Annotated in this window: 23 protein-coding genes and 1 pseudogene; 18 read left to right on the top strand and 6 right to left on the bottom strand. The window is 72.9% G+C overall.

Annotated elements, in window-relative coordinates:
* Window positions 1–139: 139 nt before the first annotated feature.
* Both ACGFN2_RS00560 and ACGFN2_RS00565 read left to right on the top strand, forming a co-directional pair.
* Window positions 140–1,522, top strand: a complete 1,383-nt coding sequence (locus tag ACGFN2_RS00560; RefSeq protein WP_393356395.1) for an aspartate aminotransferase family protein — start codon at window positions 140–142, stop codon at window positions 1,520–1,522.
* A gap of 18 nt (window positions 1,523–1,540) precedes the next feature.
* On the top strand, window positions 1,541–2,707 hold the full coding sequence (locus tag ACGFN2_RS00565) for a serpin family protein (protein ID WP_362612934.1): 1,167 nt from the start codon (window positions 1,541–1,543) through the stop codon (window positions 2,705–2,707).
* 15 nt (window positions 2,708–2,722) lie between these two features.
* On the opposite strand, the gene ACGFN2_RS00570 is transcribed toward ACGFN2_RS00565, so the two are convergent.
* Window positions 2,723–3,532, bottom strand: coding sequence for a tyrosine-protein phosphatase (locus ACGFN2_RS00570; protein ID WP_393356397.1), 810 nt, complete (start codon window positions 3,530–3,532; stop codon window positions 2,723–2,725).
* Between the two features lie 255 nt (window positions 3,533–3,787).
* Here ACGFN2_RS00570 and ACGFN2_RS00575 point away from each other — a divergent pair, with 255 nt between their 5' ends.
* Window positions 3,788–4,588, top strand: coding sequence for an SGNH/GDSL hydrolase family protein (locus ACGFN2_RS00575; protein WP_362612929.1), 801 nt, complete (start codon window positions 3,788–3,790; stop codon window positions 4,586–4,588).
* 69 nt (window positions 4,589–4,657) lie between these two features.
* On the opposite strand, the gene ACGFN2_RS00580 is transcribed toward ACGFN2_RS00575, so the two are convergent.
* On the bottom strand, window positions 4,658–5,119 hold the full coding sequence (locus tag ACGFN2_RS00580; protein ID WP_259670150.1) for an ATP-binding protein: 462 nt from the start codon (window positions 5,117–5,119) through the stop codon (window positions 4,658–4,660).
* 137 nt (window positions 5,120–5,256) lie between these two features.
* Between ACGFN2_RS00580 and ACGFN2_RS00585 the strand changes: the two genes are divergently transcribed.
* From ACGFN2_RS00585 to ACGFN2_RS00595, 3 genes are read left to right on the top strand one after another with little or no spacing between them, the layout of a single operon-like run.
* Window positions 5,257–6,123: a helix-turn-helix domain-containing protein gene (locus tag ACGFN2_RS00585; RefSeq protein WP_393356400.1), complete on the top strand. Its 867-nt coding sequence runs from the start codon at window positions 5,257–5,259 to the stop codon at window positions 6,121–6,123.
* 3 nt (window positions 6,124–6,126) lie between these two features.
* A complete protein-coding gene (locus tag ACGFN2_RS00590; RefSeq protein WP_362612924.1) occupies window positions 6,127–6,405 on the top strand; it encodes a DUF397 domain-containing protein in 279 nt (92 codons plus the stop codon).
* On the top strand, window positions 6,402–7,304 hold the full coding sequence (locus ACGFN2_RS00595) for an SAM-dependent methyltransferase (RefSeq protein WP_393356402.1): 903 nt from the start codon (window positions 6,402–6,404) through the stop codon (window positions 7,302–7,304). The genes ACGFN2_RS00590 and ACGFN2_RS00595 overlap by 4 nt, the downstream gene beginning before the upstream one ends.
* Window positions 7,305–7,342: 38 nt before the next feature.
* Here ACGFN2_RS00595 and ACGFN2_RS00600 read toward each other — a convergent pair whose 3' ends face one another.
* Entirely contained in the window at window positions 7,343–8,353 is a 1,011-nt protein-coding gene (locus tag ACGFN2_RS00600) for a carbohydrate kinase family protein (protein ID WP_362612919.1), read from the bottom strand.
* 391 nt (window positions 8,354–8,744) lie between these two features.
* Here ACGFN2_RS00600 and ACGFN2_RS00605 point away from each other — a divergent pair, with 391 nt between their 5' ends.
* Both ACGFN2_RS00605 and ACGFN2_RS00610 read left to right on the top strand, forming a co-directional pair.
* On the top strand, window positions 8,745–10,151 hold the full coding sequence (locus ACGFN2_RS00605; protein ID WP_393356404.1) for an NAD(P)/FAD-dependent oxidoreductase: 1,407 nt from the start codon (window positions 8,745–8,747) through the stop codon (window positions 10,149–10,151).
* An 88-nt stretch (window positions 10,152–10,239) separates the two neighbouring features.
* Window positions 10,240–11,097, top strand: a complete 858-nt coding sequence (locus tag ACGFN2_RS00610; protein ID WP_393356406.1) for a GNAT family N-acetyltransferase — start codon at window positions 10,240–10,242, stop codon at window positions 11,095–11,097.
* Window positions 11,098–11,258: 161 nt separating this feature from the next.
* On the opposite strand, the gene ACGFN2_RS00615 is transcribed toward ACGFN2_RS00610, so the two are convergent.
* Window positions 11,259–11,651: a nuclear transport factor 2 family protein gene (locus ACGFN2_RS00615; RefSeq protein WP_393356408.1), complete on the bottom strand. Its 393-nt coding sequence runs from the start codon at window positions 11,649–11,651 to the stop codon at window positions 11,259–11,261.
* A gap of 108 nt (window positions 11,652–11,759) precedes the next feature.
* Between ACGFN2_RS00615 and ACGFN2_RS00620 the strand changes: the two genes are divergently transcribed.
* From ACGFN2_RS00620 to ACGFN2_RS00665, 10 genes are all read left to right on the top strand, one after another.
* The gene (locus ACGFN2_RS00620) at window positions 11,760–12,203 is read left to right on the top strand and encodes a MarR family winged helix-turn-helix transcriptional regulator (RefSeq protein ID WP_393356410.1); all 444 of its coding nucleotides are present in this window, start codon (window positions 11,760–11,762) and stop codon (window positions 12,201–12,203) included.
* A gap of 310 nt (window positions 12,204–12,513) precedes the next feature.
* Window positions 12,514–13,689, top strand: coding sequence for an MBL fold metallo-hydrolase (locus ACGFN2_RS00625; RefSeq protein WP_362612911.1), 1,176 nt, complete (start codon window positions 12,514–12,516; stop codon window positions 13,687–13,689).
* 255 nt (window positions 13,690–13,944) lie between these two features.
* Window positions 13,945–14,808: an alpha/beta fold hydrolase gene (locus tag ACGFN2_RS00630; RefSeq protein ID WP_393356412.1), complete on the top strand. Its 864-nt coding sequence runs from the start codon at window positions 13,945–13,947 to the stop codon at window positions 14,806–14,808.
* Between the two features lie 213 nt (window positions 14,809–15,021).
* Entirely contained in the window at window positions 15,022–15,180 is a 159-nt protein-coding gene (locus ACGFN2_RS00635; RefSeq protein WP_393356414.1) for a hypothetical protein, read from the top strand.
* A gap of 306 nt (window positions 15,181–15,486) precedes the next feature.
* Window positions 15,487–17,556, top strand: a complete 2,070-nt coding sequence (locus ACGFN2_RS00640; RefSeq protein WP_393356416.1) for a sensor histidine kinase — start codon at window positions 15,487–15,489, stop codon at window positions 17,554–17,556.
* The gene (locus tag ACGFN2_RS00645; protein ID WP_362612902.1) at window positions 17,546–17,995 is read left to right on the top strand and encodes a roadblock/LC7 domain-containing protein; all 450 of its coding nucleotides are present in this window, start codon (window positions 17,546–17,548) and stop codon (window positions 17,993–17,995) included. Before ACGFN2_RS00640 ends, ACGFN2_RS00645 begins: the two co-directional genes overlap by 11 nt.
* A 2-nt stretch (window positions 17,996–17,997) precedes the next feature.
* Window positions 17,998–18,396 (top strand): DUF742 domain-containing protein, encoded by a 399-nt coding sequence (locus tag ACGFN2_RS00650; RefSeq protein WP_362612899.1) that lies wholly within the window; start codon window positions 17,998–18,000, stop codon window positions 18,394–18,396.
* Window positions 18,374–18,994 carry an ATP/GTP-binding protein gene (locus tag ACGFN2_RS00655; protein ID WP_362612896.1) on the top strand — a complete coding sequence of 207 codons (621 nt, stop codon included), beginning with the start codon at window positions 18,374–18,376 and terminating at the stop codon, window positions 18,992–18,994. Before ACGFN2_RS00650 ends, ACGFN2_RS00655 begins: the two co-directional genes overlap by 23 nt.
* Window positions 18,991–19,593: a GAF domain-containing protein gene (locus tag ACGFN2_RS00660; protein ID WP_362612893.1), complete on the top strand. Its 603-nt coding sequence runs from the start codon at window positions 18,991–18,993 to the stop codon at window positions 19,591–19,593. The genes ACGFN2_RS00655 and ACGFN2_RS00660 overlap by 4 nt, the downstream gene beginning before the upstream one ends.
* 52 nt (window positions 19,594–19,645) lie before the next feature.
* Window positions 19,646–20,713 (top strand): helix-turn-helix transcriptional regulator, encoded by a 1,068-nt coding sequence (locus tag ACGFN2_RS00665; protein ID WP_393356419.1) that lies wholly within the window; start codon window positions 19,646–19,648, stop codon window positions 20,711–20,713.
* 128 nt (window positions 20,714–20,841) lie between these two features.
* Here the strand turns inward: ACGFN2_RS00665 and ACGFN2_RS00670 are convergent.
* Window positions 20,842–21,819 (bottom strand): annotated as a pseudogene (locus tag ACGFN2_RS00670) (MFS transporter); the annotation flags it as partial.
* Between the two features lie 98 nt (window positions 21,820–21,917).
* The gene (locus ACGFN2_RS00675; protein ID WP_362612888.1) at window positions 21,918–23,264 is read right to left on the bottom strand and encodes an acyl-CoA dehydrogenase family protein; all 1,347 of its coding nucleotides are present in this window, start codon (window positions 23,262–23,264) and stop codon (window positions 21,918–21,920) included.
* Window positions 23,265–23,267 lie beyond the last annotated feature (3 nt).

The following is a 23,267-nucleotide window of genomic DNA, read 5'->3' on the forward strand; positions in this document are numbered from 1 at the left end:
GTCCTGTCGCCGCCTTCGTGGTCCCCGAGGGCACCCCCGGCTCCCGTACGGTGCCCGCCCGCTGTACGGTGCGGGCGCCGGACCGGGCCGGGAGCGCCGCCCGGGTCAGCGGTGCGCTGACCCGTAAGGAGAAGCAGTCGTGACCACATTCGACCTGACCGGGCTGCTCGCCGAGCGCGGCGGCGAGCGCTATGCGCTGCACACCCGCCACCTCAACCACCAGCTGCCGCGGATGCTGCACACCCTCGGCTTCGACAAGGTCTACGAGCGGGCCGAGGGCGCCTACTTCTGGGACAGCGACGGCCAGGACTACCTGGACATGCTCGCGGGATTCGGGGTGATGGGACTCGGCCGGCACCACCCCGTCGTCCGGCAGGCGCTGCACGACGTGCTGGACGCCCAACTGGCCGACCTCACCCGCTTCGACTGCCAGCCGCTGCCCGGACTGCTCGCCGAGAAGCTGCTGACCCACACGCCCCACCTCGACCGGGTCTTCTTCGGCAACAGCGGCACCGAAGCCGTCGAGACCGCCCTGAAGTTCGCCCGCTACGCCACCGGTCGCCCCCGCGTCCTCTACTGCACCCATGCCTTCCACGGTCTGACCACCGGCTCGCTCTCCGTCAACGGTGAGGACGGCTTCCGGGACGGCTTCGCCCCGCTGCTGCCGGACACCGCCATCGCACTGGGTGATCTGGCCGCCCTGGAACGGGAGTTGAAGCGCGGCGACGTGGCGGGATTTGTGATCGAGCCCATCCAGGGCAAGGGCGTCCACCCGACCCCGCCGGGCTTCCTGCGCGCCGCCCAGGAACTGCTGCACCGGCACCAGGCCCTGCTGATCGCCGATGAGGTGCAGACCGGCCTCGGCCGCACCGGTGACTTCTTCGCCTACCAGCACGAGGACGGTGTCGAGCCGGATCTGGTGTGTGTGGCCAAGGCGCTGTCCGGCGGCTATGTGCCGGTCGGGGCGACGCTCGGCAAGGACTGGATCTTCAAGAAGGTCTACTCGTCCATGGACCGGGTGCTGGTGCACTCCGCCAGCTTCGGCGCCAACGCCCAGGCGATGGCCGCCGGTCTCGCGGTGCTCTCGGTGCTGGAGGACGAGCAGCTGGTGGCCGGCGCCCGGCGCACCGGCGAGCTGCTGCGCTCCCGGCTGGCGGAGCTGATCCCCCGGTACGAGCTGCTGCACGACGTACGGGGCCGCGGCCTGATGATCGGCATCGAGTTCGGCCGCCCCAGGTCCCTCGGGCTGCGCAGCCGCTGGACGATGCTCCAGACGGCCCGCAAGGGGCTGTTCGCGCAGATGGTCGTGGTGCCGCTGCTGCAGCGGCACCGCATTCTGACCCAGGTCTCCGGAGACCGTCTGGAGGTCATTAAGCTGATTCCGCCGCTGATCATCGGCGAGCGGGAAGTGGACCGTTTCGTCGAGGCGTTCACGGCCGTCATGGACGACGCCCACGGGGGCGGCGGCCTGATGTGGGACTTCGGGCGGACGCTGGTCAAGCAGGCGGTCGCCAACCGCTGACGACGCTGGGGGAAGGCCATGGTGGCCGGGGCGACGGCGCGGGCCGTCAACGACATGACGGCGCGCTGGGCGCGCGCGGCGGTGGGGGAGCGGAACTCCGTCCTGACCGCGGCCGGAGTCTGGCCGCTGCTGGCCCTGCTCGCCGGGCCGGCCGACGGCCCGGCCCGCAAGGAACTGGCCGCAGCGCTCGGCACCGAAGCGGAGCGCGCGGTCCGCGAAGGCCGGGAGCTGCTCGCCGCACTGGCGGCGGCGGACGGCGTCGATGCCGCGGTGGGACTGTGGGCCCGCCGCGCCCTGGCCCTCCACCCGGAGTGGCTGGGCAGCTTGCCGCCCACTACGCACGGCGAGTTCACCGGCGACCTCGCCGCGGACCGGAGCGCGCTGGACACCTGGGCGCGGCGGCACACCGACGGCCTGATCGAGCGGATGCCGGCCCGGCTCACCCCGGACACCCTGTTCGTGCTGGCCAGTGCGCTGCTGGTGCGCACGACCTGGACCGAGCCGTTCGGCGAGTTCCCCGCCCGGCCGTCCGAAGGGCCCTGGGAGGGGCGGGAGTTGACGGCGCTGAGCCGTTCCGGGCGGGACGTGGAGCAGGTGCGGGTGCACGACACCCCGGCCGGCCCGCTGACCGCGGTGCGGGTCGCGGGCGACAACGGACTCGATGTCCATCTGCTGCTCGGCGGGCCGGAGCTGCCGGGCGGCGAGGTGCTGCACCACGGTCTCGCGGCGCTGGCGGGCGGCTATCCGACGGTGTCCGGGACGGCGCTGACCGACGGCGCCGGTCCGGGGCTGCGGGTGACGACCGTGCCGAGCCATGACACGGACCCGCGTCTGCACCTCACCACCACCGGGTTCACCGTCGGCGCCGAGCACGATCTGCTGGAGCGGGCGGACCTCTTCGGGCTCACCTCCGCCACCGACACCTCGCGCGGGCACTTCCCCGGCATCAGCGACCAGCCGCTCGCGGTGTCGGCCGCCCGGCAGACGGCCACCGCGACCTTCGGTCCGCTGGGCTTCCGGGCGGCCGCGGTCACCCTCCTGCCGGCGGCCGCGGGGGGCGTGCCACCGGCCCCGCCCTACCGGGCCCAGCGGATCTCGGCCCGCTACGACCGGCCCTTCGGCTTCCTCGCGGTGCACCGGGCGTCGGGGCTGGTGCTGGTCGCGGGCTGGGTGGCCACGCCGTGAGCGGGTGCCGCGCCGTCAGTCCGTCAGCAGCTGTTCCCGCAGCCGCTCGCGGACGGCGGGGGTCAGCCGCAGACCGTCGGTGAGGTAGGCCTCCGTGGAGCCCCAGGTCTGGCGGATCGCGTCGTAGGCGGCCGTGAGGTAGTCGGTGTGCGCCCCGAACAGCGGCGCGAGCAGCTCCATGACCTCCTGCGACATCCCCACAGCGGAGTTGTCGGAGCGGCGGATCTTGTAGCGGCGGTGGGGGTCGTTGGACATCAGGTAGTCCGCCTCGATCGCGTCCCGCTCCACCCCGACCGCGAGCAGTGTCACGGCGATGGACAGGCCCGCCCGGTCCTTGCCGGCCGCACAGTGCATCAGGGCGGGGACGCTGTCCTCGGCGAGCGCGTGCAGCACCTTGCTGTGGTCCTCGGTGCGGCTGGTGATGATGTGGCGGTACGTCGCGGCCATCCGGGCCGCGGCCTTGCCGTCGCCGAGCGCGGAGCGCAGCTGCTCCAGCTCACCGTCGCGCACCATCGTCCAGAATTCCGCGCCGTCGGCCGGGTCGGTGAGCGGGATGTTCACATTCCGCACGCCGGGCAGCGCGACATCGGGGCCCTCCAGCTTGATGTCCGAGGCATTGCGGAAATCGAAGATGGTGTGCAGCCCGAGACCGGCCAGAAAGGCGGCGTCCGTCTCGGTCGCATGGGCGAGATGGCCACTGCGGAACAGCCTGCCCTCCCGTACGCGACGCCCGTCCACGGTCGGCAGACCGCCCACGTCCCGGAAGTTGCGGACCTCCGTGAGCTCGGGCTGGGCCTGTGGGACCTGCGGCGTCTGCTGCGTCACGGGCGCGCTCCTCGGGTTCGGCCGCCGACGCTTGCTCGTCGGCGAGGCGGGGCACCTCCGACAATACGACATTGGTGCAATAGGCAATCAGGTCATTGCGGGGGCGGCCCGGCGCGTCACGGAGCGCCCGGGAGTGAGGGACGCCCGCCCCGTATTCCAACTTGAGCAGAATTTGACCTGGTGGCATAAATCACCCCTCGTCAACCCCTGGTTACGGTGGCGTAAGTCACTTCATGAGGTGAAGTATGTCCTGACGTGGCAGACGATTCGAAATACTTCAGCAACGGCGCCCCTGGCGCCATCGGGTCGTACGCAGCCGTCGGGGACAGCTTCACAGAGGGGGTCGGGGACCCCGGCCCTGACGGGGCGTACATCGGTTGGGCGGACCGGCTCGCGGTCCTCCTCTCGGACCAGCGGGCCGAGGGGGAGTTCCGCTACGCGAATCTCGCGGTCCGGGGCCGGCTCCTGGACCAGATCGTGGAGGAGCAGGTGCCCCGGGCGAAAGCCCTCGCCCCTGCGCTGGTGACGTTCTGTGCCGGCGGAAACGACATCCTGCGGCCGGGCTCGGACCCGGACGCGGTCGCCGAGCGCTATGACGCGGCGGTCGCCGATCTGCGGGAGGCGGTCGGCACGGTCCTGCTCTGCACCGGCTTCGACACCCGCGACATCCCCGTCCTCAAGCATCTGCGCGGCAAGATCGCGACGTATACGGCACACGTCCGGGCCATCGCGGACCGGCACGGCTGTCCCGTCCTGGACCTGTGGTCGCTCAAGTCGGTGCAGGACCGGCGGGCGTGGAGCGACGACCGGCTGCATCTGTCCGCCGACGGGCACACCCGGGTGGCGCTGCGCGCGGCGCAGGTCCTCGGGATGGCGGTGCCGGCCGACCCGGACCAGCCCTGGCCTCCGGAGGCGGAGCGTTCGGCCGCCGACGCGCGGCGGGACAACATCCACTGGGCGCGGGAGCACCTCGTCCCGTGGATCGGCCGCCGGCTGCGCGGGGAGTCCTCCGGCGACCATGTCGAGCCCAAGCGGCCCGATCTGCTGCCGCTGTAGGGCGGCCGCGGGCCGGGAAGGGCCCGTGGCGTGACGGAGGCCCCGGTCCCGCGGATGCGGAACGGGGCCTCAGTGGGCGAGGGAGGAGTACGGCAGGTCCGCCCAGACGACCCGGCCCTGGCCGCTGTCGGTGGGCCGCGATCCCCAGCTCTCGGACAGCGCGCCGACGAGGAACAGCCCGCGTCCGCACTCCTGGTCCACGCTGCCGGGCTGGATGTGCGGCGCGGAGTCCGCCGGGCCGCCCTGGTCCGTGATCTCTATGCGGATGTGCGCGCCGAAGAGGGCGAGCTCGCAGCCGACCTTCTCGCTGTCGGTGTGCCGTACCGCGTTGGTGAACAGCTCGGAGACCACCAACTCCACGTCGTCGCGGACTTGTTGATCCGCGCCCCACTCGCACAGCAGCGCACTGACGCGTCTGCGCGCCTCGGGAACGGACGTGCGTCGCGCCGGCAAGTGGAACGCGTCCTGCGGGTACTGGGCGACAAAGCCGCCACAGCGCCCTAACGAAGGAGCGTTGTTGGAGGAAGCCACGCCGCAACTATGTGCGATGTCGGTCACCGATGGCAAGGATCAGTCTGTAATTTGCAGAATCGTAAGTGCAGTCTGTTCGTTCATGCTGACGGCATGACACACTGCTGACAATTGAAGTCAGTTGGAGGCGATCGGACGTGGCGGACCCACGGTCGGCAGGTGCACCCACCGTCCTGCGGGTGGTGCTCGGCAAGCGACTGCAGGACCTGCGCGAGAAGGCGGGCCTCTCCTTCGAGCAGGCCGCCGCGGCCCTCGACGTGACCCACGCCACCATACGGCGGATGGAAAAGGCCGAGGTCGGCCTCAAACTCCCCTACGTCGAGAAGCTGCTGGCGACCTACGGCGTCACCGACGAGGACGAGATCGAGGGCTTCGTCTCCCTCGCCCGCGAGGCCAACAAGCCCGGCTGGTGGCACCGGTTCCGCGATGTGCTGCCCGAGTGGTTCAGCGCCTTCGTCAGCCTGGAGAGCGAGGCCAACCTCATCCGGGCCTACCAACCGCACTACGTCCCCGGGCTGTTGCAGACCGAGGACTACGCCGCCGCGGTGCTCAAGGCCGGGATGCCGCACGCCTCCACCGCGGACATCGACCGCATCGTCGCGCTGCGCATGGAGCGGCAGTCCCTGCTGACCCGTGACAACGCACCGATGCTGTGGGTGGTCATGGACGAGACCGTGCTGCGGCGCCCGATCGGCGGCCCGAAGGTGATGCGCGACCAGGTCACCCGGCTGATGGAGGCCACCGCGCTGCCCAACGTACGGCTGCAGATCATGCCGTTCGCCGCGGGCCCGCACCCCGCCATGTACGGACCGTTCCACCTCTTCCGCTTCCCGATCCCGGAACTCCCGGACATCGCGTACGCGGAAAGCCTCGTCGGAGCCGTGTACTTCGACCAGCGCAACGACGTCTCGCAGTTCCTGGAGGCCCTGGACCGGATGTGTGCGCAGGCCGCGCCGGCACACACCACCGAGGCCATTCTGGGTGGCTTTCGCAAGGAGATCTGAACCATGGATCGCATACGCATCTACAACGGCATGCCCGCCAAGGAGCTGGGCTCTGAGGGCTGGCACAAGCCGTGGAGCGGCGGAAACGGGGGCGAGTGCGTCGAGGCCATGCGGCTGGGGGACGGCCGGATAGCGCTGCGGCAGTCGACCGACCCGGACGGCCCGGCCCTGATCTACACCCACCACGAAATGGTGAGCTTCATCGAGGGGGCGAAGGCCGGCCACGCCGACTTCCTGCTCGCGGCGGCGCCGGGCCGGCGCACCGAACGGAGGACGGCATGAGCGCGCAGGACATGTCCCAGGGGACACCGGACGAGGTCCCGGAGATCGGACCGTACGTCCAGGGACCGGAGCACTCGGGCTTCTCGGCCGCGGAGATCGACACCAGCCGGCCGCACCCCGCCCGGATGTACGACTACTACCTCGGCGGCTGGGACAACTACGAGGTCGACCGGGTGGCCGCGGAGCGCGTCATCGAGGTTCACCCGCAGGTGCGGCTCAGCGCCCGCGCCAACCGCGCCTTCCTGCGCCGCGCGGTCCGCGCGCTGACCGCCGACGGCATCCGCCAGATCATCGACATCGGCACCGGCATCCCCACCTCGCCCAACACCCACGAGGTGGCCCGCGAGAGCGCCCCCGGCACCCGCGTGGTGTATGTGGACAACGACCCGATCGTCGCCACCCACGCCGGCGCCCGGCTGACCAACACCGAGGGCACCGGGTTCGTGCTCGGCGACGCCCGCGACCCGAAGGCGCTGCTGGACCACCCCACCGTCCGGGAGCTGATCGACTTCGACCGGCCGGTGGCGGTGCTGCTGGTGGCCGTACTCCACTTCATCCGGGACGACGAGGACCCCGCCGGGCTCATCGCCGCCCTCGCCGAGGCGCTTCCCGCGGGCAGCCATCTCGTGCTGACGCACGCGACCGGCGAGCCCTACGAGGCCTATGAGGCGGGCCGTACGGACGAACGGGCGCGTGACGGCGTGGTGAACGTCTACAAGAGCGCCACCGCCACCCTCAACCTGCGGTCGAAGGCCGAGATCGAGCCGCTCTTCGGCCCGTTCGCCCTGCTGGAGCCGGGCGTCGTACGGGTGCCGCTGTGGCGGCCGGACGACCGGGTGCCCGGTGCGGAGGAACTCAACAACACCATCTTCTACGGCGGAGTGGGCCGCACGGGCTGACCGGCCGGAGGCCCCGGCCGGTCAGCCCGTCACGCGGACTACGCCCCTGTACGGGACACCTGCGGGTCCGGTGGGCCCGGGATGCGGCTGCCCTCACCGGCAGGCTGCGCCGGGGCGGTGGCCGGTGCGCCGAGGGCGGCGCGCAGCTCCTCCGGGCCGACGAGGGAGGTGTGGGGCCCCCGCGAGGTACAGGCGTGCGCCCCCGCGACGGCGCCCAGGCGCGCGCACTCCTCCAGGTCCCGGCCCGTCAGCCTGCCGTAGAGGAACCCGCTGGTGAAGGCGTCGCCCGCGCCGTTGCTGTCCACGACGGGACCGGGCGGGACCACGGTCGGCACCAGACGCGGCGTACGGTCGTCGGCGCTGAGGAGGTAGGCGCCGCCCGCCCCGGCCGTGGCGATCACCGCCTCGGCGCGCCCCTCGCGCAGGATCTCCCGCATCACGGCCCCGATCCGCTCACCCGCCCCGGCCGTACTGAGGAACACCAGGTCGGAGCGGAGCGCGAACTCCCGGTGATGGTCCGTCAGCCCGTCCCAGTCGTGCAGATCCGTGGAGACGGGCAGGCCCAGGGCCTCGATGTCGTCGTACAGGAAGCGGGCGAAGTGCATGATCGACAGATGCACATGGCGGGCGCGCCGCAGCGGGGGCAGATAGTGCTCGGGCGGCATCCGCAGCTCGGCCGGGTCCCGGGCGTCGTAGAACGACATCCGGCGGCCGTCGGGGGCGACGAGGTTGACCGCGCGCCGGGTGCCGTGCGGGGAGATCAGCGGCCGGAAGTCGACACCGGTACCGGCCAGCCGCTCACGGACCAGCGTGCCCGGATGGTCGTCGCCGACGAAGTCCACGAATCCGGTGGTGAGCCCGAGCGCGGCGCAGCCGAGCGCGACACCGGTGCCGGTGTGCCCCGCCGCCTCGTAGAGGGGTGGCACCGGGTGGGAGTCGGCGAGTGGTACGGGCAGTGCGCCGACCGACACGACGGTGTCCACGCCCGACCCGCCGACGACGAGCACGTCATAGGCGTCATACGGCTCAGAAACCTGCTGGAATGTCACAAGCGTCCCTGAATCCCTTGCTGGTGAGACGAATCCCCTGCTGGTGAGACCGTTTGCGGACGGGGTGCATCCGCTGCGGGGAGTCTAGACGCACGCTCGTCCCATGACGGGATGTCAGGGGGTCCGGTGACACGAGTGAGGGACGAACACGCCCGGTCCGGGCCGGTGACCAGGGCGCGAGGGGCGCACAACGGCGCGAACGGCTGAGGGGTCCACAGATCGGTTGGCGCAAAGGGCCGTTGACACGGCCCCCGGGGGCACTGAAGTCTGTGGCCGACGGTGATCGGTTTCCGCCGACGGCGCCCGGACAGCGGGCGGGGCGAGCGGTCCGGGGACAGAAACGAGCGGTGCGTCGGCGGTCGGACCACGCCGTCGGGGGAGCGGGGCAACGGTGGCAGAGCACTCCAATGGCGGGCGCACCGCGATCGTGATCGGCGGCGGGCTCGCCGGGATGCTGGCCGTCGCCGCCCTGATCGGGCAGGTCGAGACGGTCACCGTCGTGGAGCGCGACCGCTACCCGGAGGGGCGCGCCTTCCGCAAGGGTGTCCCGCAGGCCCGCCATCTGCACGTCCTCCTCAGCGGCGGCCGGCACGCCCTGGAGGAGCTGCTGCCCGGTACGGCCGCCGCACTCGGCGAGGCGGGCGCCCGCGGCCTGTATCTGTCCCGCGATCTGCTCACCCGTACCCCCACCGGCTGGCAGCGCCGCTTCGACGAGCGCCGGCATCTCACCCTCAGCGTCACCCGGCCGGTACTGGACTCCGTCGTGCGGGAGCGGGTGCTGGGGGCGGCCGCCGAATCGGCCACCCGGGTCGAGGTCCTGGAGGCGACCGAGGCCACCGGGCTGACCGGGGACGCCGGCCGGGTGACCGGGGTCCGGGTGCGGGCACGGGACGGTGCGCCGGGCGCGCGGTCCGGGCGGGAGCTGCCGGCCGGGCTCGTCGTGGACGCCTCGGGCCGCGGCTCCCGCACCCCGCAGTGGCTCGCCGAACTGGGCCGGTCCGTGCCGCAGGAGGAGACCGTGGACGCGGGCATCGCCTACGCCACCCGGATGTACCGCCCCAGGGACCCGGCCACGGCACCGGATGCGGGCATCAACGTCCCGGGCTGGCCCGAGTGCCCGCGCGGCGCGGTGTACGTCCCCGTGGAGGACGGCAACTGGCTGCTGACGATGTCCGGTGTGCGCGGGCACCACCCGCCCACGGACGCCGCGGAGTTCACCGCCTTCAGCGCCACCATCGGCGACCCGTACATCCATGAACTGCTCGCCCAGGCCGAGCCGCTGTCGCCCGTGCACGGCTTCCGCGACACCCGCAACCGCCGCCGGCACTTCGAGCGGCCCGGTGCCCTGCCCGACGGTCTGCTCGTCCTCGGGGACGCCGCGTGCACCTTCAACCCCGTGTACGGGCAGGGCATGTCGGTCGCCGCCCTCGGGGCGCTGGCCGTGCGCGGCACGTTCACGGACGGCGGCGGGCTGCGCCCCGGGATCACCGCCGAGGCGCAGCGAGCGGTGGCCCGCGCCGCGGAGCCCGCCTGGCTCGCCGCGGTCGGCGCGGACCGCCCGTACGCGGACTCCGGCGACAGCAGGGCGGGCCTCGGGGAGCGGCTCTCCACCTGGTACCTCGACCGGCTGGTCGCCCGCGCCGCCATCGACCCGGTCGTCGGCGCGGCCTTCCGGGACGTCTTCAACCTCACCGCGCCGCCCACGCGTCTGGTCGCCCCGCAGATCCTCCTCCGCACCGTCTTCCTGCCCCGCCGCCCCGGACTGCCCGGCCCGCCGGCGGCCATCGAAGCGCTCTGACCGCGGGCCCCCGCGAGAGCCTCGGCGAGAGGCGCCGCGCCGCGGAAAAGGGAGTGCGGCCGCCCACCGGTTCGGAGCAGGCTGCAGCATGACGTGGACAATGACCCGGGATCTCCCGGTATATGACGCGGCGGCGGGCGCGTTCTTGCGCAGCCGGCCGGCCGTGCACACGGTGCCGTTGTCGGTGGTCTCCTCCCTGCGGTCGCTCGGCGCCGATGTGTACGGGGACGAGGCGCCGTTGTGCGGATGGTGGCGGCCGGACGGCCGGGACGCGGTGGCGGCGGCGTTCGTGTGGACACCACCGCGTCCGCTGCTGCTCACGCCGATGCCGGACGAGGCTGCGACCTCGCTGGTGGAGGCGCTGGCGGCCGAGGGCGTGGCGGTCCCGGGGGTGAACGGGGGCCGGGCGGCGGCGGAGGCGGTCGCGGCTGCCTGGCAGCGGCGGCACGGCGGCAGGGTGACCCCCACGAGGCGCGAACGCCTCTACCGGCTGGGCGAGCTGACCCCGCCTGCGCCCGCGCCGCCCGGCAGGGCCCGCACCGCCACCACCGCCGACCGGGAACTCCTGCTCGACTGGTTCACCGCCTTCGCCGCGGACATCGGCGGCTCGCTACCCCGCGACGCCCGTGCGGTCGACGCCCGGATCGCCGACGGCCGCTGCCTGCTCTGGGAGACCGACGGGGGACCCGTCTCTCTGGCCTGCCGCACCCCCGCGCTCTCCGGCACGGCCCGGATCGCCCCCGTCTACACCCCGCCCGGACTGCGCGGACGTGGTTACGCGGGCGCGGTGACCGCCGCGCTCTCGCGCCGAGCCCGCGACGCCGGCGTGCCCGAACTGCTGCTCTTCGCGGATCTCGACAACCCCACCAGCAACGCCCTCTACCAGCGCCTCGGGTACCGAGCGGTCGAGGATCACCTCGTGTTGGCGTTCATGCCGGAGGGGTGATCCTCGGGGCTTGGGCGATCGGGGTGGCGGGGGGTGGCTGGGGTAGGCGGTCCGTCCCGGAGCGCCGGTCGGTGAAGTCGGCCTCCACGGGGGCGAGTTCGCCGTGCCGTTTCGCCGTGCCCAGTTCGCTGTGCCGAGTTCGCGGCGTCCGGCCCGCGGCCTCAGCGGGCGCTGCCCATGTCGCGGTCGGTGTCGGCGCCGTGGAGGAGCAGGGTGGTCTCCTCGATGCGGGCGAAGCGTCCGTCGGGCGCGAGGTCGGCGAAGACGTAGACCTCCATACGGACGGCCGAGCCGTCCTTCTTGGTGAGGTGGGCGGTGTGCCGGTCGGCGTACCTGCTGCCGTCGTAGAGCTCTTCGTGCACCTCGACGTGGCCGTCGGCGACGACGGTGCGGAGGTGGCTGATGTGCTCCATGAATGCGGCGCGGTCGGCCCAGTCCCCGTCGGTGCGCTGGCGGTACTCCGGGGTGAAGTGGCGGTCGGCGGCTTCCTGGACGGTGAGTTCGCGGCTGAAGAGCAGGTCGTTGAGGGCGGCCTCGATACCGGTGCGCGTCATGGGAGTTCCTTTCACAGAGCCGGTCACAGAACAGAAGTGCGTGCGTTTCGCACGCATATCCGTCACTGTAGCACCGGACGCGTGCGCAGCGCACGTTATTCTTCTGGTGTGACGAACGACGTGGGACACGAGATCGCAGACGCGCTGGGCATCCTGCTCCGGCGCACCACCCGCACCCAGCTGCACCAGCGGCTCACCGAGGGCATGGGAGAGGCGGTGGACGAGGTGACGTACCCCGTGCTGAGCGCACTGGCCCGGACCGGGCCCCGTAGTGCGGCGGACCTGGCGCCCGATGTCGGAGTCGACCGCTCCGGAGTCACCCGCCGTGCCTCACGGCTGGAGGCCGCCGGTCTCGTCCGGCGTGAGGCCGACCCCGCCGACCGGCGCGCACATCTGCTCGTCCTCACCGACCAGGGCCAGTCCGCCGTGGCCGAGCTGCGGAAACGGCTGGCGGCCCACATCATGGCGAGCCTGTCCTCCTGGCCGCCGGGCGAGGCCGAGGCGTTCGCCCGCCAACTGCGCCGCTTCACCCAGGAGGGACCGTTCGGCTGACGGGCGGCTCCTGGGCGGGGGCGCGACCGGCGGTCGTACGTGTCCGCGGACGGCCGCCTTCGGCCTCCGTCACCGCAATGGGCGCGTCCCGGTGGCCGGGCCGGGAGGCGTCTCCCGTGGGGCCGGGAGAGGTCACACCCCGTGCCGGGAATGCGACGGCCGGTCGCGCGGTTTGTCTCTGCGGGTGATGGTGTTGAGTCCGGGTGTCGTGGTGCGGAAACCGTACGGCGGCGCCGCGGGGCGCGGTGTGCCGGAACCCCTCGCTCGTGCGGCCCGTTCCCTTCGCGACCGCCCTGACCATGGAGGTGCCGTGACCGGTTCCCGACCCCGCCGCACGCGACTGTCCGCGCTGCGGCCCGCGAGCTTCGGAATCGAACCCACCGGGGAGCGGCTCGCCAGGATTCGCAGGTCGCCGCAGTTCGTGGACGGCCAGTTCCGCAATCCCGCGCCGACCAGGCAGCTGCTCCACGGCTCCGCCCTGCCGATGGCGCGCACCCAGCTGAGCCGGGAGGGCCGGCTGCGCCGGGCGCCGGTCGGCCGGATTCCGGTGTACCGCCCGACCGCCGCGGAGCGTGGCCAGCCGCCCGCCTCCGGGCTGCGGCTCACCTGGATGGGGCATTCGAGCGTGCTGGCCGAGATCGACGGGCAGCGGGTGCTCTTCGACCCCGTCTGGGGCGAGCGCTGTTCGCCGTTCACCTGGGCCGGACCCAAGCGGATGCACCCGGTGCCCCTCGCCCTGGACGAGCTGGACCCGGTCGACGCCGTGGTCATCTCGCACGACCACTACGACCATCTCGACATGTCGACGGTCCAGGGCCTGGCCGGCACCGGCGCGGCCTTCGTCGTACCCCTCGGCATCGGCGCCGACCTGGAGTTCTGGGGCGTCCCCGCGGAGCGGATCACCGAGCTCGACTGGCACGAGTCCACCCGCGTCGGCGCGCTGACCCTCACGGCCACCCCCGCCCAGCACTTCTGCGGCCGCGGACTGCGCGGCCCGCAGCACACCCTGTGGGCCTCCTGGGTGGTCGCCGGACCGGAGCACCGGATCTTCCACAGCGGTGACACCGGCTACTTCTCCGGCTTCGCCGAGATCGGCGCGGCGCACGGCCCGTTCGACGCGACGATGATCCAGATCGGCGCGTACAGCGACTTCTGGCCGGACATCCACATGACCCCGGAGGAGGGCGTGCGGTCCCATCTCGACCTCCAGGGCGGGAGGCCGCACGGTGTCCTGCTGCCGATCCACTGGGGGACCTTCAACCTCGCGCCGCACCCCTGGGCCGAGCCCGCCGAACGGACGCTGGCCGCCGGCCGGACGTCCGGGGTCGGCACGGCCCACCCCAGACCGGGCGAGCCCTTCGAGCCCGCCGAGCCGGCGGCCGTCTATCCGTGGTGGCGGGCGATCGCGGTGCCGCCCGTCCACGGCTGGCCCGCCTGGCCGCAAGCCGTGTCACCCACCGACGTGGGCCTCGCGGCGGACCGCTGAGCCGCACGCAACGGGCCGGGCGGCAATGGTCTGGGCATCCAATACGGACGGGCTGCGGTTCGCGCGACGGTACGGATTCGTCGAGGTGGAGGAGTATGTGCTGCCGGGCGACAGCGTGCCGTGGTTCACCCTGCGCCTCCCCTGAGCACACGGCCGGCCCGGCCGCCGCACCAACCCGGCCGGGACCAGGGGCGCTTGAGCGCCCCGGAGGCAAACCTCTTGCCATGATCGTCACCGACGGTGAGGATGACGGCCATGCCTTCCTTCGCCGCTCCTGACGGGACCGAACTCGCCTACCACGTCGTGGGCGAGGGCGAGCCGCTGCTCTGTCTGCCCGGCGGGCCCATGCGGGCCTCCGGGTACCTCGGCGCTCTCGGCGGACTGGCGCAGCGGCGGTGCCTGATCACCCTGGATCTGCGCGGCACCGGTGACTCCGGCACCCCCGCCGACCCGGCGACCTACCGCTGTGACCGGCAGGTCGCCGATGTCGAGGCCCTCCGCGCGCATCTCGGACTGGGACGGGTCGACCTCCTCGCGCACTCGGCGGCCGGTGACCTCGCGCTGCTCTACGCGGCCCGGCACCCGCGGCGCCTCCGTACCCTCACGCTGATCACCGCACGTGCCCGCGCCCTCGGCATCGACTTCACCGAAGAGCACCGCCGGGAGGCGGCCGCCCTGCGCACCGCCGAGCCATGGTTCGACGCCGCGTACGACGCCTACGAACGGGTCTGGGCCGGTACCGCGGCGGACGCCGACTGGGACGCCATCGCGCCCTTCTTCTACGGCCGTTGGGACGCGGCCGCGCAGGCGCATGCCGCGACCGAGGTGGCACAGACCCACGAGGAGGCCGCCGAGCGCTACGCGTCCGCCGGCGCCTTCGCCCCCGACGCGGCCCGCGCGGGGCTGGCGGGGCTGGACGCGCCGGTGCTGCTGCTCGCCGGCGAACTGGACAGCGGCCCGCTGCCCCGCGTCGCCGAGGACATCGCGAAACTGCTGCCCCGGGCCGAACTCGTCGTTCAGCCGGGCGCCGGCCACTACCCGTGGCTCGACGATCCGCAAGGCTTCACTTGGACCGTGGCGACGTTCCTTGAGCGGGGGCCTGCTGGCGCCGCAGTCTGACGCCCCCGCACCCCCGCAGGACTACGGCACTCGGCGGCATCCCCAGTCCTACGGCGCCCGGCGCGGCGCACGGTTGACCGCCCGCCGCGCCCCGACGCTGCACACGGCCGCCGCCCACGGCACCCGCCTCACCCCTCTGCACGGGCATCTTCACGTTCGCCCGCCGCCGGACCGGACCCGTGTCTGCATCCGATCCGCCGCTACTACGGCGCCGTGGTCGCCGTCGACGCCGCCCGGCTGCCCGTCATCCGGCCCGAACGGGAGGACGGACAGACGCAGTTCATCGTCCGGACCCCTCCGGCGGCCCTCCACGATCGCCCCGAACGCGCCACCGGCATCAGCCCCCGGACCACCGGCACACCCGTCCACTGAGCGGCCCGCCGCAGACGGTCATGGAGCGGCTCTCAGCCCATTGACGTACCCCCGCCCGGACCGATGGACCCGGCGCGCGTCGTGTGCGCGAGCGCCGTTCGCGAGCCATCGGAAGGGGCACCGTCGGAGGAACTCAACTCGCCCTGAAGGAACGGAAGTTCGGTTCACCTCGTACTGATGTGCGGGTGGCGTCCACTCAGGGAGGTGGCGCGGGGTAGCGAAACCCCGAAGTGGCTCCGGACCCCACCCCGGCAACAACTAGCGTGCGTGCTCCGCGAACTGCCACGGCCGATCCGGAGGGCGCCGATGCCTACCGCATTCCCCCAGGGGACCCAGATGTCCCAGGAGGCTCAGAGATCCCCAGGGTCCCAGGGTTCCCCGGGGGCCGCCCCCGTACCCGCCGCCGCCCGGCGGCGGGAGCGTGAGGGCGGACGACACGGCCGGGCCGCGTTCCCCGAGTCGGCCGCCGACTCGGCGATACGGTCCCGCCTGGTCAGGCTCGCCGCCGTCCCCTGTCTCCTGGTCGCCGTCCTCTGCACGGCCGTCGCCGCCTTCGTCGTCCAGGCCGGGGGCGCCCGGGTCACCGGCCGCGAGTGGGTGGTGCTGTGCGGCGGGCTCGCCCTGGTCTGCGTCATCGTGCTCACCGCGGGCGCCGCCGCCAACTCCGAGGCCCGCGCCACCGTCGCCCGCTACGCCCGGCTGCGCCAGGTCTGTGCCCGCAGCCAGTCCGACCTGTACGACCTCCTGGACCGGGTACGGCAGGGCGAGTGGATTCAACGCCGCGAGCCCGAACCCGGGCCGGTGCCCACGGGCGACACTCTCGACCTGCTCGCCCATGAAGTGGCCGCCGCGGGCCGGGCCGCCGAGTCCGCCGTCATCGACGCGGTCGCCATCGCCCGCAGCAACGCCAGCGGCAGCGAACAGAAGGTCGAGGTCTTCGTGAACCTCGCCCGGCGGCTGCAGTCCCTGGTGCACCGCGAGATCGAGCTGCTGGACGAGCTGGAGAACCAGGTCGAGGACCCGGACCTGCTCAAGGGCCTGTTCCACGTCGACCACCTGGCCACCCGCATCCGCCGGCACGCCGAGAACCTCGCCGTCCTGGGCGGCGCCATCTCGCGCCGCCAGTGGAGCCGCCCGGTGTCCCTGACCGAGGTGCTGCGCTCCTCGATCGCCGAGGTCGAGCAGTACCCCCGGATCAAGCTGGTGCCGCCGATCGAGGGCACCCTGCGCGGACACGCCGTCGCCGACGTCATCCACCTGCTCGCCGAACTCGTCGAGAACGCCACGATCTACTCGGCCCCGCAGACCCCGGTCCTGCTGCGCGCCCAGCTCGTCACCGCCGGACTCGCGGTCGAGGTCGAGGACCGCGGTCTGGGCATGTCCGCGGACGAGCAGCAGCGGATGAACGGGCTGCTGGCCGACCCCGAACACATCGATGTCGCCGAGCTGTTGAGCGACGGCCGGATCGGGCTCTTCGTGGTCTCCTCGCTCGCCCGGCGGCACGGCATCGTCGTCCGGCTCCAGAGCAACATCTACGGCGGTGTGCAGGCCGTGCTGATCGTGCCCCAGGCGCTGCTCGGCGCGGACTCGGGCGAGGGGGACACCAACGGCGCGGGTGCGCCGCTCGCCGCCGGAGCGGCGGACACCGGCCCGGCGCTCGAACACCACGGGGCGGACGACGGGGAGTACGTGCGCGGATACCCCGGCGACCACGGCGCCGCGCAGGAGCGTCACGACCGCCACGACCCCGGCCCCGACGCCTCCCGGACACTCGCCATCCCGGCGCCGGGACCCGCCCCCGACGACGCGCTCGGCATGCCACCGGGCGGCTACGGCGGCGCTCCGGACCCGGGGCATGCCCCGGCGCCCGCGGACACCGACTCCGGCGTCGGCGCCACCCGGCGCCGGCTGGTCCGCGCGTCCGGAGCCCACACCCCCGACGTCCACCTCCCCGAGGCGCACACCCACGAGACCCCCGCGCCCGACCCCGCGCCGGCCGACCACCCCGCCGCCCCCGGCCCGGTCGTGCTGCCGCCCGCACCGCCCGCCGTGGACAACGGCGCCCGCCCGCGGCTGCCCCGGCGGCGCAAGCAGACCCATCTCGTTCCCGAGCTGCGCGGCGACCCGATCCTGCCGTCCACGACGCCCCGTCAAGGCCCGGAACCCGAGCACGACCCCGGCCTGATGGCCGCCTTCCGGCGCGGCTTCAGCCTGGCCGACGACACCTACGCGGCGAACACCGCGGACGGCAACGGCACCACCCCGGCTCAGGGCGGCGACCTCAGCGGCCCGGCCGGCAACGACCTGCTCTACGACCGTGACCATGACGCCCCGATGGCCCGCCCCCGAGGAGACGACCGTAACCATGGTGAGTGATGTGCGTACGCAGGCGCATTTGCAGCCGCAGGGAGGCCAGCACACCGATCTGTCCTGGCTGCTGACCGGGCTCGTACAGCGGGTTCCGCACGCCCGGAGCGCGCTGCTGCTGTCCTCCGACGGCCTGGTCAAGGCCGCCCACGGGTTCGACCCGGACAGCGCCGACCACATGGCCGCCCTGGCCTCCGGCCTCTACTCCCTCGCCCGCAGCGCCGGAGCGCGCTTCGGGGAGGGCGACGACGTGCTCCAGGTCGTCGTCGAGCTGGAGTCCACCTTCCTGTTCGTCTCCACCGCAGGATCGGGCGCCTGTCTGGCGGTGCTCGCCGGCCGGGAGGCCGATGTGGCGGTGCTGGGCTACGAAATGTCGATGCTGGTCAAGAGCGTCCGGCCGTATCTCTCCACTCCCGCACGCCAGCAGGCGCCCGCGGGCGGTCGATGACCATGACCGTGCGTCGCCGGCGGCGGCAGGGCGGCGAGCCGTGGTACGACGACGCGGCCGGCAGGCTGGTCCGTCCGTACACCATCAGCAACGGCCGGACCCGTCCGACGGCGCACTTCGACCTGCTGACCATGGTGATGGCCACCGGCCGGCGGCCCGTCTCCTGCCAGGGCCCCGACTACGCCCAGGTGTTGGGGCTGTGCGGCGGGCCGGTCTCGGTCGCCGAGATCGCCGCCCACATACGGTTGCCCGCCGTGGTCACCAAGGTGCTCCTCGCCGACCTCGTCGACTGCGGGGCGCTCACCGCGCGGGCCCCCGCGGCCGTTTCGGCAGGGCCCGCGTCCCGTACCGACCGTGCCCTGCTGGAGGCGGTGCTGCATGGACTTCGCAAACGACTGTGACCCCCGCCCCCAGGGGGACACCACGGCCGACCTCTTCCCCACCGCGCTCAAGATCCTGGTCGCGGGCGGCTTCGGGGTCGGCAAGACGACCTTCGTCGGCGCGGTGAGCGAGATCGAGCCGCTCAGCACGGAGGAACTCCTCACCCAGATCAGCGTCGGCACCGACGACCTGGCCGGGGTCGAGGAGAAGAACACCACCACCGTGGCCATGGACTTCGGCCGGATCACCCTCAGTCCCGCGCACGTCCTCTACCTCTTCGGGACGCCGGGGCAGCAGCGCTTCTGGTTCATGTGGGACGAGCTGTCCAACGGTGCGCTGGGCGCGGTGATCCTCGCCGACACCCGGCGGCTGGACCAGTGTTTCGCCGCCGTCGACTTCTTCGAGCGGCGCGGCATCCAGTTCATCGTCGCCGTCAACGAGTTCGAGGGCTCCTACCGCTACGACCCGGACGAGGTCCGCAGCGCCATGGACGTCTCCCCGGACATTCCCGTCGTGCTCTGCGACGCCCGCCGGGGCGGCTCGGCCACCCACGTCCTGGTCTCGCTCGTCCAGCATCTGCTCACCCCCGCCCTCGCCGCGACCCCGGAGCTGCCATGAACCACCCCGCCTCCCGCGTCCCGTACCTCTCCTACGACCCGACGCGCCATCTGCTGCTCACCCCGCAGGACGACGAGGCCCCGGCACGCGTCGCCCGGCTGCGTGCCCTGGGGATCGGCGAGTCCCCGCTGCCGGCGTTCGACGAGTTCGCGCGCAAGCTCGCCCGGACCACCCGGGCGCCCTACTCGATGGTCAACTTCATCGACGAGCGGCGGCAGTACTTCGCCGGTCTCTACACGCCTTCCCAGGACCAGGCCGTCGAGCTGGGCCCGGCGCCCGCCAGCGCCCAGCCGGGCCGGGTGATGGACCGTGACCACGGCTACTGCCCGCATGTCATCGTCCGCCGCAAGGCCCTGGTGCTGGAGGACGTCTGCGACTATCCGCGGTTCGCCGGCAACCCCGTCGTCGATGAGATCGGCATCCGCTCCTACCTGGGTGCGCCGCTGATCGACCGTACGGGGACGGCGCTCGGCACGGTCTGTGTCGTGGACCTCGAACCGCGGCCCTGGGGGCGGGAGGGGCTGGAGACCATCAAGTCGATGGCCGCCGAACTCGTCGAGCAGATCCACCAGATGGAGAAGCAGCAGAGCGAGGTCTGACGCGTCCCGAAGACCGGGCCCGGCCCGAATCCGGACCTGGAATGATCGGTTCATGCGCGCGGCCCGGCTCCTCTCCCTCGTCCTCCTGCTGCAGAACCGGGGCAGGCTGACGGCCGGTGAGCTCGCCGGGGAGCTGGGCGTCTCGGTCCGGACGGTCTATCGGGACATCGACGCGCTGAGCGGTGCGGGCATCCCGGTCTACGGCGACGCCGGGCACGGCGGCGGGTACCAGCTGCTCGGCGGCTACCGGACGCGGCTCACCGGACTGCACGCCGACGAGGCCGAGTCGCTGTTCCTGGCCGGACTGCCGGGCGCGGCGGCCGACCTGGGACTGGGCGAGGTGCTCGCGGCCGCGCAGCTGAAACTGGCCGCGGCGCTGCCGCCCCCGCTGCGGGACCGGGCCGGCCGCATCCGCGAGCGGTTCCACCTCGACGCGCTCGGCTGGTACCGGGAACAGGACACACCGTCCGCTCTCGCGGCGCTCGCCGACGCCGTGTGGAACCAGCGGCGGATTCAGGTGCGCTACCGCCGCTGGGCCGAGCCGCAGGAGGTCGAGCGCGCGCTCGACCCCTACGGGCTGGTCCTCAAGGCGGGTGTCTGGTACCTCGTCGCCGCGGTGGACGGTGCGGTGCGGACCTACCGGGTGTCGTCGATCCTCCGGCTGGAGGTCGGGGAGGACGGCTTCGAGCGCCCCGACGGCTTCGACCTGGCCGCCCACTGGCAGGACTACCTCACCGCCTACGACGCCCGCAGGCTGCGGCTTCAGGCCTCCGTACGGATCTCTCCGGCGCTGCTGTCCGCACTGCCGGACCGCCTGGACGCGGTGCTGGTCCGCGCCGTGGAGGACTCGGCGGGGCCGCCGGACGCCGACGGCTGGGTGACGGCGACGGTGCCGCTGGAGTCGGTCGGCCTGGCGGTGCCGGCGCTGCTGTCGCTGGGCGCGGACATCGAGGTGCTCGCCCCCGAGGAGTTGCGCCGGGGGATCGCGGAGACGGCGGGAGCCGTGGCCGACCGGTACCGGTCGGCGGACGCGTGCGGCGGGGCGGCGGGCGCCCGCAGCAGCAGTCCGGCGGACAGTGTGGCCGGCAGGGCGACGGCGGCGAGGGCCCCGAAGCCGTAGCGCGTGTCGCTGTGGTCGGTGACCGTCGCGACCAGGAACATCACCCCGACCGTGGCCGCCAGCCCGCCACCGTTCGCCAGCCCGAAGACCCTGCCCACCGATGCTTCGTCGGCCGAGGCCATCAGCAGGGTGCGGGAGGCGATCCTGGCCTGCCCGAAGAAGAACGCACCCAGCGGCACCCCGACGAGGTAGCCGGCGATCCCGAACTGGCTCTGCAGCACCAGGCCGGCGCCGCACAGCAGGAAGCCCACGACGGCGATGCGGAGGTCCGGATGGCGTCCGCTGACGATCCGGTAGGCAACGGTGGCCGCCAGGAAGCCGAGACAGCCGAGGGCGTCCACGAGGCCGAACACCCCCGCACCCAGGTGAAGTTCGCCGATGACCGCGGTGGGCAGCAGCGCGTTGAAGACCGTGACGACCACGCTCCCCTGGGCGTAGAGCAGGATGAAGCGGCGTACCCGCAGGGGCCGGATCGGCGCTGCCGGGACCGGTGCCTGCTCCCCGGCGGTGGCCGAGGCGGCCGCCCGGTCCGGGCGGCGCCCCGTCGCGGCGACGCAGAGCGCCGAGACCAGGAAGGTCCCGGCGTTCAGCACCAGCAGCGGCACGGCGCCGAAGGCCTGGACGGACAGCCCGCCGACCGCCGCGGACAGCAGCATCCCCGCCTGGGTCCCCGTCTCGTAACGGGCGTTGAACCGGCGCAGCCGGCCCGCCGGGACCCGTTCCTTGATCAGCGCGGAACTGGCCGGAAGGAACAGGGCGCTGACGACGGCCAGCCCCAGATTGGCGCCGTAGATCCCGGCCCCCGGGGCACCACCACAGGCCAGCCACAGCGGGAGCCCGAGGGCGAGCACCGCGCTGACGGCATCGCAGCCGATCCACAGGCCCTGCCGGTCGAAGCGGTCGGCCAGCCGGCCGAAGAAGGGCGACAGCAGGGCCTGCGGACCGGCGACGGCGATGAAGAGCCAGCCGACGGCCATCATGGTCCGCTGCTCCCTGATCATGAGCAACGCGCCGACGATGAGCTGGACGTTGTTCCCGAGGGCGGTGGCGAAGGCGGCGGACACGAGCAGCCGCTCGGCCCGGCGGGGGTGGTGGCTGAGGATCATGGCGCCAGTGTCCGGAGGCTCACTGACATCTTCTGTCAGTGAAGTCCACACCACCCGGGGGGACTTCCGGCCGCGGTGCCGTACACCTGCCGCCCTCCTCAGCTCGGCCGGGCGAACCAGGACTGCCGCTGCACCGGTCCGGTGCGCTGGCCCGGCACCGTGGGTGTGGGGTCCTCGGGCCGTACCGCGACGGGCGGCTCGGCGCGGGCCCCGTCGGGGGCCTGGTCGAGGACCTCGTCCTCCTCGGGCCACTCCGAGGGCTCCAGCCGCAGCAGATCCGCGAGCCGGGTGGACCACTCGCCCTGCGCCCGGCCCAGGGCGAGTTCGCCCAGCCGCAGCAGCTGGATGTCGGAGGTGCCGGCCGGCGCGAAGATGTGGTGGGCGTCGCGCAGGAAACGTTCCACCGGGCGGTCGGTGAACAGCCCGCACGCGGCGTGGATGTCCATCGCGTCGCGCGCCGACTCCAGCGCGGACTCCACGTTGACCAGCTTGGCGTTCATCAGCTCCGCGTCGCACGGCAGCCCCTGGTCCAGCAGATGCACCGCGTGGTACGCGGACAGCCGGGCCAGCAGCAGCCGGGACTGGATGCGCCCGAGCTTCAGCTTGATGGTGCCCAGGTCGGCCAGCGGCTTGCCGTAGCGCTGCCGTTCCGTGCAGAACCGGGTGGTCTCGTCCAGGACCGCCTGATGGATGCCCAGTGAGACGGCGGTCAGATTCGGCCGTCCGTACAGCACGCTGGAGGAGTAGGCGACCGCCAGTCCGTCGCCCTCCCGGCCCAGCAGGTTCGCCGCCGGGACCCGGCAGTCGTCGAAGAACAGCTCGCCGAAGCTGAAGCCGTGCAGCCCCATCGCGGGCTGCTGCGGCCCGACCCGGAAGCCGGGGGTGCCGGACTCCACGAGGAACGCCGAGAGGCCCTTGGAGCCTTCACCGGTCCGCACCACGACGCCGTGCAGATCGCCGACATGGCTGTTGCCGACGTAGGTCTTCCGGCCGTTGAGGACGTAGTCGTCGCCGTCGCGGACCGCGGTGGAGGTCATGCCCAGCACATGGCCGCCGGACTCCGGTTCGGTGACGGCGATGGTCGGCAGGCAGTCGCCGGAGGCTATGGCCGGCAGCCAGGTCTTCTTCTGCTCCTCGTTGCCGAAGTGCACGATCTTCGCGACGCCCAGCTGGGACGCCTGCACCATCGCGCCCATCGCGGCGCTCACCCGTGACAGCTCCTCGATGATCAGGGTCTTGGCGACATGCCCGGCGCCCATGCCGCCGTAGGCGCGGTGCACGGTCGCGCCTATCCATCCCTGGCGCGCGATCAGGCGTGACAGGTCATGGCAAACGGACCGGTTCGCCTCCATCTCGGCGATCCGGGGGCGGACCTCGCTCTCGGCGAAGTCCCGCACCCGGTGCCGGAGTGCCTCATGTCTCTGGTCCGTGAAATAGCGGTGCAAGAC

The organism is Streptomyces sp. NPDC048612 (genome assembly GCF_043199295.1).
Taxonomy (GTDB): Bacteria; Actinomycetota; Actinomycetes; order Streptomycetales; family Streptomycetaceae; genus Streptomyces.

Bases quoted from the DNA above. Each gene is read 5' to 3' on its own strand.
- ACGFN2_RS00565 (WP_362612934.1), top strand. From the start codon at position 1,541: ATGGTGGCCGGGGCGACGGCGCGGGCCGTCAACGACATGACGGCGCGC.
- ACGFN2_RS00590 (WP_362612924.1), top strand. From the start codon at position 6,127: ATGGATCGCATACGCATCTACAACGGCATGCCCGCCAAGGAGCTGGGC.
- ACGFN2_RS00595 (WP_393356402.1), top strand. From the start codon at position 6,402: ATGAGCGCGCAGGACATGTCCCAGGGGACACCGGACGAGGTCCCGGAG.
- ACGFN2_RS00610 (WP_393356406.1), top strand. From the start codon at position 10,240: ATGACGTGGACAATGACCCGGGATCTCCCGGTATATGACGCGGCGGCG.
- ACGFN2_RS00615 (WP_393356408.1), bottom strand. From the start codon at position 11,651: ATGACGCGCACCGGTATCGAGGCCGCCCTCAACGACCTGCTCTTCAGC.
- ACGFN2_RS00630 (WP_393356412.1), top strand. From the start codon at position 13,945: ATGCCTTCCTTCGCCGCTCCTGACGGGACCGAACTCGCCTACCACGTC.
- ACGFN2_RS00640 (WP_393356416.1), top strand. From the start codon at position 15,487: ATGCCTACCGCATTCCCCCAGGGGACCCAGATGTCCCAGGAGGCTCAG.
- ACGFN2_RS00645 (WP_362612902.1), top strand. From the start codon at position 17,546: ATGGTGAGTGATGTGCGTACGCAGGCGCATTTGCAGCCGCAGGGAGGC.
- ACGFN2_RS00650 (WP_362612899.1), top strand. From the start codon at position 17,998: ATGACCGTGCGTCGCCGGCGGCGGCAGGGCGGCGAGCCGTGGTACGAC.
- ACGFN2_RS00655 (WP_362612896.1), top strand. From the start codon at position 18,374: ATGGACTTCGCAAACGACTGTGACCCCCGCCCCCAGGGGGACACCACG.
- ACGFN2_RS00660 (WP_362612893.1), top strand. From the start codon at position 18,991: ATGAACCACCCCGCCTCCCGCGTCCCGTACCTCTCCTACGACCCGACG.
- ACGFN2_RS00665 (WP_393356419.1), top strand. From the start codon at position 19,646: ATGCGCGCGGCCCGGCTCCTCTCCCTCGTCCTCCTGCTGCAGAACCGG.